This window comes from Aeromonas sp. MaB10011B, assembly GCF_017939325.1.
Taxonomy (GTDB): domain Bacteria; phylum Pseudomonadota; class Gammaproteobacteria; order Enterobacterales; family Aeromonadaceae; genus Aeromonas; species Aeromonas caviae.
In genome coordinates, this window is the sequence record NZ_JAGKRK010000047.1 from 1 (window position 1) to 8,825 (window position 8,825).

Consider the following 8,825-nt stretch of genomic DNA (forward strand, 5'->3'; position numbering starts at 1 on the left):
GCCCATCAGCAGCGCCATGATCCAGGAGTAGAAAGCGACGGTCGGCACGTTGGAGGGTACCAGATGAAAAACCATCCCCAGCGGGGCGCGCCCTGCCATGCGTTTACGCTGTACCTCAATCTGGCGCGGCCGCAACCAAAAGCCAAAGGCGGCCAGATCCGGGTTCTCTCGCCCCTCCTGCTGCAGACGTGCAGAGAGCGCAGCCACAAAGTCGCAGATGACGGGCGCAAAGCTTGGCAACGGGCGAGTAACAAAACCTTGCCAACCGCTGACGGGAGCCACGAAAGCGACCTCTGGCCCCGCTTGCCACATGGCATCTTCTGCATCTGACCGGATCACTGGAAAGTGTCGCTGCATCCCCTCACCTCGGCGCCTTGCTGACGTCCTGATACATGAAAATAACGGCCACGACGACCACAGGGACAATCATCCTCACCCAGCAGCACACCGAGATCCTCGCTGAGCAAACTGTGGCCTGGATAACTTTGGGGAATGGCAGAGATCACCTGCAACAAGCCTGGCTTGCCGACCCCGAGCGGGCGATGGGTCAGCGGATCCCGCACCAGCAGATCGGCAAAGAGAGGCGCATGCAGATGACCATGCTCACACTCGACAAATACCGACCCCACCTGCTCCACCATGCCATAGAAGTTGTGCACCCGACTCAGCCCCAGCTGTTCATGGCAACGCTGCTTGAAGGCAGGATTATCCACCGCGAGGTGTTGCAGCTTCTTCCAGCCACCACTGTGAAAAAGCGTGCCCTGCGTCAACGGCAGTTCTAGACCGCGCTCACGCAGCGGCTCCAGCAAACATTGCCAGACCATGAAGGTAAAGCCGAACAACAGGACCGGCTGGCCTGCATATTTGTCACAAAACGCCTCGATGACCGGCCAGTTGGGCCGCATCTGCTCATCGAGGGCATAAGTATGGTCTCGGCCAAGGAAGGAGAGCCCCAGCGCACCGGCGCCGCGGGCGGAAAAACCGCTGCGGTTTTGAATAAGGGCCGGCTGCTCCACCAGCAGCATGGGCAGCCGTTGCTTGCCGACAAACTCTTGCAAGATCTTCACCAGCACCTTGCTCTGCAGGGCGGCGGTCTCTCTGTCCAGCACAATTCGTGACGGCGTTCCGGTAGTGCCAGAAGAGGTCAGCACCTTGAACACCTCGTCTTGCGGCACGCTCTGCCATTGGGCCAATTTGAACAGGCGGGCGGCCAGATAGGGAAGCTCTTGATAAGTCGAAGCCGGCCCCCAACCAAACGCCGACAGAATATTGGCAAAAGCTGGGCACCCTTGCGCATGGCACTGCGTCAATTCATTCAGACGAGCAAGGAGCAGCCCACTTTTTTCCTGTTGGGACAGCCCGAAAACCGGCGCATCAAACAGCCTGTTCATAGCTGATCCAGCGCTGTTAATAGGGCCGGATAATCAATCTTCATATTGCTGCGTCGTGGCAAATGGTGTTGGTAAATACGCACGCTTGATGGTGGCACCATCAGCCAGCGGGCCAGCTCCAGCTGTAGTGCGTCACAGGGGCACGCGTCTGCCTCGATGGCTACCAACAGGCGATCATCGCGGCCGGTCGCGGCGCAGGAATAGCCCCTCCCCTGCAACCAGGCCTCCACTTCAGCCAAGCTCACCCGTTTGCCAAACAGCTTCAGGAAACGATTGAGCCTCCCGGTCAGATAGAAGCGGCCCGCAGCATCACAACGAGCCAGATCGCCGGTAAAGAGCGCATCCATATCACGCCCCCGAGCCAGATCTTCAGGGAGCTCCGCATAGCCCAGCATCACGTTTGGCCCTTGGTAGACTAACTCCCCTTCCCCGTCGGGAAAGCCGGGCTCATGACGCAGAGAGAGACGCCCGCCCGGTACGGCACGGCCGATGGCATCCGGGGCAATCATCACTTCATCGTGCGCCAGCCAGGCAATGCGCGGCGCCGCTTCGGTCTGACCATACATCACGAAAAAACGGCGTCCCAGCGCAGCTGCCTGTTCGGCAAATTGCTTTGCCAGTGCCGGCTCAAGTCGTCCTCCGGCCTGGGTCAGGGTCATCAGGCTGGGATAGCGGGCCCACTCAAAACGCAAGCGGTTTAGCATCTGAAAGGTAAACGGGACCCCCGCCACGCTGGTGACCTGATGGCGATTGACCTCATCCCAGAAGTGGCGCTCAAGGGGACTGGCAGTACATAAAATCAGCGAGGCGCCAGCCAAAAGATGGCTGTTCAGCACCGACATCCCGAAGGAGTAAAAAAGTGGCAACGAGGTGATGGCGCGCTCACCCCCGTTCAGCGCCAGATATTCGGAGATAGCCGCGGCATTTGCATCAAGATTGGTGCGCGACAATCGCACCCATTTGCTGGAGCCGGTACTGCCCGATGTTGGCAGCAGCATGGCCAGTTCAGGGTGAAGTGAGGGCGCATCGCCAAGATACGCAACAGCCCCATCTTCCAATACCCGCAGGCTGACACCAAAACGCAGGCACTGTTCACGGTGCAACTGGGCATCCTGAGCAGGATCGGCCAACATGATGGCGTGGCCATCACGCAGGGCCAGCAAGTAGTGTAGCAGATGCAGGGTTGACGTCACAAATGGCAGGTAGACCAAATGACGACCGACAGGATAGGTGGTGGCCAACTGCGCCACACGCCGGGCTAGTTCACCATAACTGAGCCACCCCTCTTGCGGGTCTCGCCAGGCGGGCTCGTCATTGTCGTCAACCAGATGCGTCAACAAATCAGGCCGGTTCAAATCACCATCCCCCCATCGACCCCAATTACCTGCCCGGTCACATAACTCGACAAGTCGGACGCGAGAAACAGGGCCACTTTGGCCACTTCATCTGGCGTGCCAATCCGCCCCATGGCAATGCTGGCCACCCGCTCGGCAAACTTCTCTTGCGGGATGGCATGCGCCATATCGGTATCAATAAAACCGGGAGCAATCGCATTGACACGGATCTGGCTGGCAGCCAGCTCCTTGGCCAGTGACTGGGTAATACCGATCACCGCCGCCTTGCTGCCGGCATAGCAGCTGAGCCCGGCAGCCCCCACCTGCCCCATCAGGGAGGCAAGATTGATGATGCTGCCGCCACCACTGCGCTGCATCAGGCGGGCGGCATACTGGCTGCAGTAGATCACGCTAAAGGTATTGTTGCTGAATGTCTTTTGCAGATGGGTCTGGTTCGCCATCCCCAATAACGCCTCTTCCAGCATGCCGGCATTGTTGACCAACACGTCCAGCTGACGAGTCTGAGCAAACAGCTGCTGAAAAGCCTGCTTGACCGCCGACGGATCAGCCACATCAAAACAGAGAGGCTGGCAAGGCACGCCAAACTCGGTACCAATCGCGGTCGCCAGCTGGCTCATCGTCACCTCATCACGGCTTCCCAGCCACAGTTCAGCCCCCTGAGAAGCAAACTGGCGGGCGATGGCAAGACCGATGCCACGCCCGGCACCGGTGATCAACACACGTTTGCCCTGCAACAGCCCCTGCATCAGAAAGCGACCCCGTACTTGGCCAGGATCTCGCGCGCCTTGCCGACCGAACTCATGTCGATAATGTCATCGGTGTCGAGCAGCACGCCGTAGTTATCCTCCAACTGGGCAATCAGCCCCATGTGGGCGACAGAATCCCACTGCGGGATACTGTTGTAGGCGAGCCCATCGCTGACGCTGCCGATATCGATACCCAGCGCCTCGGCAAAAACTTGTTCCAATGCGATTGTCATCTGAAAAATCTCCGTAACCGCTCACGGGCGGCATAGTAATCAGCAGGCCGCAGTTCCAAAGCAAAAAATCCGGTCTCTTGCCCTATCTGGCGGTAACCCAGTTGTTCATTCAAGCGCAGGGCCGAGCGATTGTTCTCCCGAACCAAAGTGCGGATACAACCGATGTGCAACTCATCAAAACCCTGATCAAGCTGAGATAAGGCAGCAGCAACGGCCAACATGGGATGCCGCACGGTTGAGTTGCCCAGATAGAGCCCCGCATCGGCGACCGCCTGCCCCTGTAGCGCATCCTGACACTCACCTTTCAGATTGACGTAACCCGCTCGCACGCCCTTGCACCAGAGCACCCAGTGCTGCTGATCCCGCCGCTCACGGGTGGCAGCGAACCATTGGCGCTGTTGCCGTGGCGAAATACGCGTCTGGGATACCATCTGCATTCGCACCTCATCCTGATTGCGCCAACGCCGCAAAGCGGGAAGATCCCACGGCGCTATCGGGCGTAACTCAACGCCATAACTCATCTTCAACGCCATCCAGTTTCCATGACCTGTCTCTCTTATCGACTACACGGCTGCCATTCCGTAGCAAAAATCGATAATACAAGCAGAAAAACCAGTATAATATCAAAAATAATCAAAGAGTTGTCATCGATTATCCTGGCTTTGGCCAGTCATTGATCCAGCAGAGAGAACCCATCATGGCCATCGCCATTATCCCGGCCCGGGGTGGTAGCAAACGCATTCCACGCAAGAATATCCTCCCCTTCTGTGGTCAGCCCATGCTCGCCTATGCCATCCAGGCGGCGCAACAATCTGGCTGTTTCAGCAAGGTGGTGGTCTCCACCGATGATGAGGAGATTGCCGAAGTCGCTCGTCAACTGGGCGCGGAAGTACCATTTCTGCGGCCAGCCAGTCTCGCCGATGATCACACCGGTACCACCCCTGTGGTGATCGACACCATCCAGCGGCTCGACCAGCTCGGCATCCAGGCAGAGCACTACTGCTGCATCTATGCCACCGTGCCGCTGATCCAGGCTGCCGACCTGCGCGCCGCCCACGACCGCCTGCTCGCCAGCAAGGCCCCCTTCGTCTACACGGTGGCCGAATTCGGCTTCCCGATCCAGCGGGCGGTGCGCATGGATGCGCAAGGCAGGGTCACGCCGTTCTGGCCGGAGCAGATGGCGCAACGCTCCCAGGATCTGGAGCCCGCCTATCAGGATGCCGGCCAGTTCTACTGGGGCAGCCGCGCGGCCTGGCTGGGGGGAATCAGCCCGGTGGGGGGAGAAGGGGTTGGCCACATACTGCCGCGGCACAGAGTAGTCGACATCGACACGCCGGAAGATTGGCACCTGGCCGAACTGCTCTATCAAGTACTGGCCCAAGATGACGTTTAAGGTTGCCTTCCGGCTCGACGCCGGCGCCGATATCGGCTTGGGCCACCTGATGCGCTGCCTGGCCATCGCCGATCGGCTGCACGCCGCCGGGGCCGAGTGCCACTTTCTCTGCCATCAGCTACCGGCGCACCTGCTGGCGCTGCTGCGGTCCCATCACCATCATCCCCTGAGCGCGCTCGATGACGCCGGCCCGCTGCCTGGCTTGCAGCCCGATTGGCTGGTGTTCGATCACTACCAGATTGACCAGCGGCTCGAAACCCAGCTGGCCGCCCACTGCGGCCGCGTGCTGGTGATCGATGATCTGGCCGACCGGCCGCACCACTGCCAACTGCTGCTGGATCAGGGCCCCTTGCGCCGCGCCGCCGATTACCAGCCGCTCACCCACGCCGGCTGCCGGCTGCTGCTGGGCACCGACTATGCCCTGCTGCGCCCCGCCTATCGCCAGCTGGCGCGGCCACACGCCAGTCAGTGGCAACGGGGGCTTGTCTGCTTTGGCGGCGCCGATCCCGCCGGCGCCTGCCTCGTCACCCTCAACAGCTTGGCCCGGCTGCCCTGGGCCCGCACCATCCAGTGGACCCTGGTGGCAGGCGGCGCCAATCCCTTCTGGCCGGAGCTGGAACAGAAAGTGGCCGAGCTGGCCGGCCTCGACCTGGCGCTGCTTCGCCAGAGCAACCAGATGGCCGACCTGATGAGCCGGCACGACTTCGCCATCGGCGCCGCCGGCGGCATGACCTGGGAGCGGGCCTGTCTCGGCCTGCCGACCCTGGCGGTGCCCATCGTCGACAACCAGCAGTTCAACGACCAAGTGATCGCCCGCTTTCAGCTGGCCGAGCGGCTGACCCTGAGCGAGCTGGCCGAGCCTGAGCGGCTGCTGCAGGCTCTGCAACGGCTGGAACAACAGTCAGACGACTACCACCGCCGCGGACAGCAACAGGTGGACGGGTTGGGACTGGATCGGCTAACCGCCTGGTTGTTGCAACAATCGGATTATCAGCTGTTACCGGGTGGTCAACAGTGGCAATTACTTCATGATGACCAGCCACTGCTCACCCTGACCCTGAACGGTCAGCGGCTGACATGGCAGGCCGCCCGGCCACTTCAACCCACGGAGTGGCAAGAGCTGGCACATCGCTTGCAGACGATTTTCTCCCAATTTCCCCTCTATCTTGCCGAGCCACCGCAGATAGCGCCCCCTGCCCCCTGGCAACCGGCGCCGCAAGGCTGGCAACTTGGCACAGGAGTCTGAACACAGATGCAGATCGCCCATCAATCCATCGGCCCGACGCAGCCCCCCTATGTGATCGCCGAACTGTCGGCCAACCATAACGGCAACCTGGAGCGCGCCCTGGCCATCATGACCGCCGCCAAGGAGGCGGGAGCCAGTGCAGTCAAACTGCAAACCTATCGCCCCGATACCATCACTCTCAAAAGCGAGCGACCCGAATTCCAGATCCATGGCGGCCTGTGGGATGGCCACAGCCTTTATGACCTCTACGAGTGGGCCCATACCCCCTGGGAGTGGCATCAGGCACTGTTTGCCAAGGGGCGCGAGCTGGGGCTCACGGTATTTAGCAGCCCGTTCGATTTCAGCGCAGTCGATTTGCTGGAATCCCTCGATTGCCCGGCTTACAAGATTGCCTCCTTCGAGCTGGTGGACCTGCCCCTCATTCGCTACGCCGCCCAGACTGGCAAGCCCCTCATCATGTCCACCGGCATGGCGAATGAGGCCGAGATCGCCGCCGCGGTCGAAATGGCGCTCAAACACGGCAACGGCCAGCTGGCGCTGCTGCACTGCGTCAGTGGCTATCCGGCGCCTGCGGCCGAATATAACCTGCGGGCCATCCCCATGCTGCGCCAGCGCTTTGGCGTCCAGGTGGGGCTTTCTGATCATACGCTGGGCAGCGCCACCGCCATCGCGGCGACCGCGCTCGGCACCACCCTCATCGAGAAGCACTTCACTCTGGCCCGGGCGGATGGCGGACCGGATTGCGCTTTCTCCATAGAGCCCGCCGAGCTTGCCGAGCTGGTTGCCTCGGTCAATACCGCCCAGGCAGCACTCGGCGTGGCCGACTATCAGCTCACCCCGAGCGAGCAGGGTAACCGCGCATTTCGCCGCTCCCTCTATCTGGTCAAGAATATTGCTGCCGGAGAGCGCCTGACCGAAGCCCACATCAAGTCGGTTCGGCCCGCGCTTGGCCTGCCCCCGGCCGATTACGATCGCCTCCTCGGCAAGCGAGTCATCCGGGACATGAGCGCCAACCAACCGCTGGATTGGGAGTGGATAGCACAGGATGAATGAGGAACTGTTTGCTCGCCATGGCCAGCTCATCAACGAGCGCTGGCCCACCCTCTGGCCCCGCCTGTTGGCGCAAGATGTAACGCACCTCCAGGTTGAACTGACCGAGGGACTGGGTTCCACCCTCAGCGTCGACGGGATCCAGCTCACCAGCCGTCACGACAGGGTAAAGGAAGCCGAGCTACAGGCCACCAGCCTGCCCGAAGAGCCCGTACTGCATATTTATGGCACCGGGCTTGGCGATCTGCCCCGCGTGCTGTTGCAACGCAGCAGCTTGCGCCGTCTGGAAGTGAAGATCATGAATGGCGCCCTGTTTGCGCTGGTACTGCGCCTGCTGGAGCAGGATGACTGGCTCGCTGATCCCAGGGTCGTGCTCACCATGGCGGGAGATGACCAGGAGATCCGATTACCCTTCTTCGCCTTGCCGGCCGAGCTGCTGCTAGTCGACGATGCTACTGTCCGCATCCGGGATCGCCTGATCAGCGAGATCAACCTGCCATTCGTCAATCGGCGCTTCAAAGCCGATGACCCCGAACGCCTGGCGCGACTAGAAAGCAATCGTGAGTTACTGGCGCACGATGCCGACGTGACCAAGCTGTTTGGCTCCCGACCTGGCTGCACGGCACTGATCATCGCCACCGGCCCGACACTGGCACGTCACCTGCCCTATCTGGGCGGACTTGCGAAACTACCCACACGGCCACTGCTCATCTGCGTCGATACGGCCTACAAGACGCTGCTGGCGCACCACATCAAGCCGGATCTGGTTGTCACGATCGATCACCTGATAGGCCAGGACAGGCTGCCAGCTCACGGCTCCGAAGAGGTCAAGCTGGTCTACTTCCCCATGCTGCCCCATGAGACGCTGGCCGCCTGGCAGGGGCCGCGCTATGGCGCCTACTCGATGAGCCAGACCTATGAGGCCCTGCGCACCAACTTGCCCAGAGGCGTGCTGCATTCTGGAGGTAGCGTGATCCACCCGGCCGTGGATCTGGCCGTCAAGATGGGGGCCAACAATGTCATCTTGATGGGCGTCGACTTCGCATTCCCGGGCAATCAAACCCATACCGGTTGGCAAGATGGTTCACTTGGCCCGAGTGCCCATACAGCGCGTCATTGGGTGCACGATGGCCATGGCAATCGGGTGGCCACGACCCTGAACTTTGCCGGCTACCTGTGTGAGCTGGAGCGCTACATAGATCGTCACCCCGAGGTTCGTTTCTGGAACACCTGCAAGGATGGTGCGCATATCCAGGGCTGCCACTATCACCCGGAGATAACCCAATGAGTGCCTCTCTGACAGCCCAACTCACTGCACTGGCGCAACGTTTTCGCCTTGGCTTGTCTCTGGAGGCAATCCAGACGCTTCCTGCCTTGCTGGAGCAAGCCGCATCCGAGAGCCTGAGCTGGC

General features: G+C 61.0%; 10 protein-coding genes. 4 read left to right on the forward strand and 6 right to left on the reverse strand.

The features are described from left to right. The 6 genes from J9893_RS13000 to J9893_RS13025 form a co-directional block, all read right to left on the reverse strand. Positions 1-357: acyl-CoA reductase (locus tag J9893_RS13000; RefSeq protein WP_282597915.1), on the reverse strand; the 357-nt coding region annotated here is incomplete at its 3' end. Further along, on the reverse strand, positions 336-1,391 hold the full coding sequence (locus J9893_RS13005) for an acyl-protein synthetase (protein ID WP_210599963.1): 1,056 nt from the start codon (positions 1,389-1,391) through the stop codon (positions 336-338). The genes J9893_RS13005 and J9893_RS13000, both read right to left, overlap by 22 nt. After that, positions 1,388-2,746: an AMP-binding protein gene (locus J9893_RS13010; RefSeq protein WP_210599962.1), complete on the reverse strand. Its 1,359-nt coding sequence runs from the start codon at positions 2,744-2,746 to the stop codon at positions 1,388-1,390. The genes J9893_RS13005 and J9893_RS13010 overlap by 4 nt, the downstream gene beginning before the upstream one ends. Then, a complete protein-coding gene (locus tag J9893_RS13015) occupies positions 2,743-3,492 on the reverse strand; it encodes an SDR family NAD(P)-dependent oxidoreductase (protein ID WP_042075786.1) in 750 nt (249 codons plus the stop codon). The genes J9893_RS13010 and J9893_RS13015 overlap by 4 nt, the downstream gene beginning before the upstream one ends. Continuing rightward, on the reverse strand, positions 3,492-3,725 hold the full coding sequence (locus J9893_RS13020) for an acyl carrier protein (protein ID WP_042012685.1): 234 nt from the start codon (positions 3,723-3,725) through the stop codon (positions 3,492-3,494). Before J9893_RS13020 ends, J9893_RS13015 begins: the two co-directional genes overlap by 1 nt. Next, a complete protein-coding gene (locus J9893_RS13025) occupies positions 3,722-4,258 on the reverse strand; it encodes a GNAT family N-acetyltransferase (RefSeq protein ID WP_210599961.1) in 537 nt (178 codons plus the stop codon). Before J9893_RS13025 ends, J9893_RS13020 begins: the two co-directional genes overlap by 4 nt. Before the next feature lie 164 nt (positions 4,259-4,422). On the opposite strand from J9893_RS13025, the gene pseF reads away from it, so the two are divergent. Genes pseF through J9893_RS13045 form a run of 4 tightly spaced genes read left to right on the forward strand, consistent with a single transcriptional unit; the run spans position 4,423 to position 8,702 of the window. Further along, positions 4,423-5,118 (forward strand): pseudaminic acid cytidylyltransferase, encoded by a 696-nt coding sequence (pseF, locus tag J9893_RS13030; protein WP_042865261.1) that lies wholly within the window; start codon positions 4,423-4,425, stop codon positions 5,116-5,118. Then, positions 5,108-6,364: a UDP-2,4-diacetamido-2,4,6-trideoxy-beta-L-altropyranose hydrolase gene (pseG, locus tag J9893_RS13035; protein ID WP_042863624.1), complete on the forward strand. Its 1,257-nt coding sequence runs from the start codon at positions 5,108-5,110 to the stop codon at positions 6,362-6,364. Before pseF ends, pseG begins: the two co-directional genes overlap by 11 nt. A gap of 6 nt (positions 6,365-6,370) precedes the next feature. After that, positions 6,371-7,417, forward strand: coding sequence for a pseudaminic acid synthase (pseI, locus tag J9893_RS13040; RefSeq protein WP_210599960.1), 1,047 nt, complete (start codon positions 6,371-6,373; stop codon positions 7,415-7,417). Next, positions 7,410-8,702 (forward strand): 6-hydroxymethylpterin diphosphokinase MptE-like protein, encoded by a 1,293-nt coding sequence (locus tag J9893_RS13045; RefSeq protein WP_210599959.1) that lies wholly within the window; start codon positions 7,410-7,412, stop codon positions 8,700-8,702. The genes pseI and J9893_RS13045 overlap by 8 nt, the downstream gene beginning before the upstream one ends. Positions 8,703-8,825 lie beyond the last annotated feature (123 nt).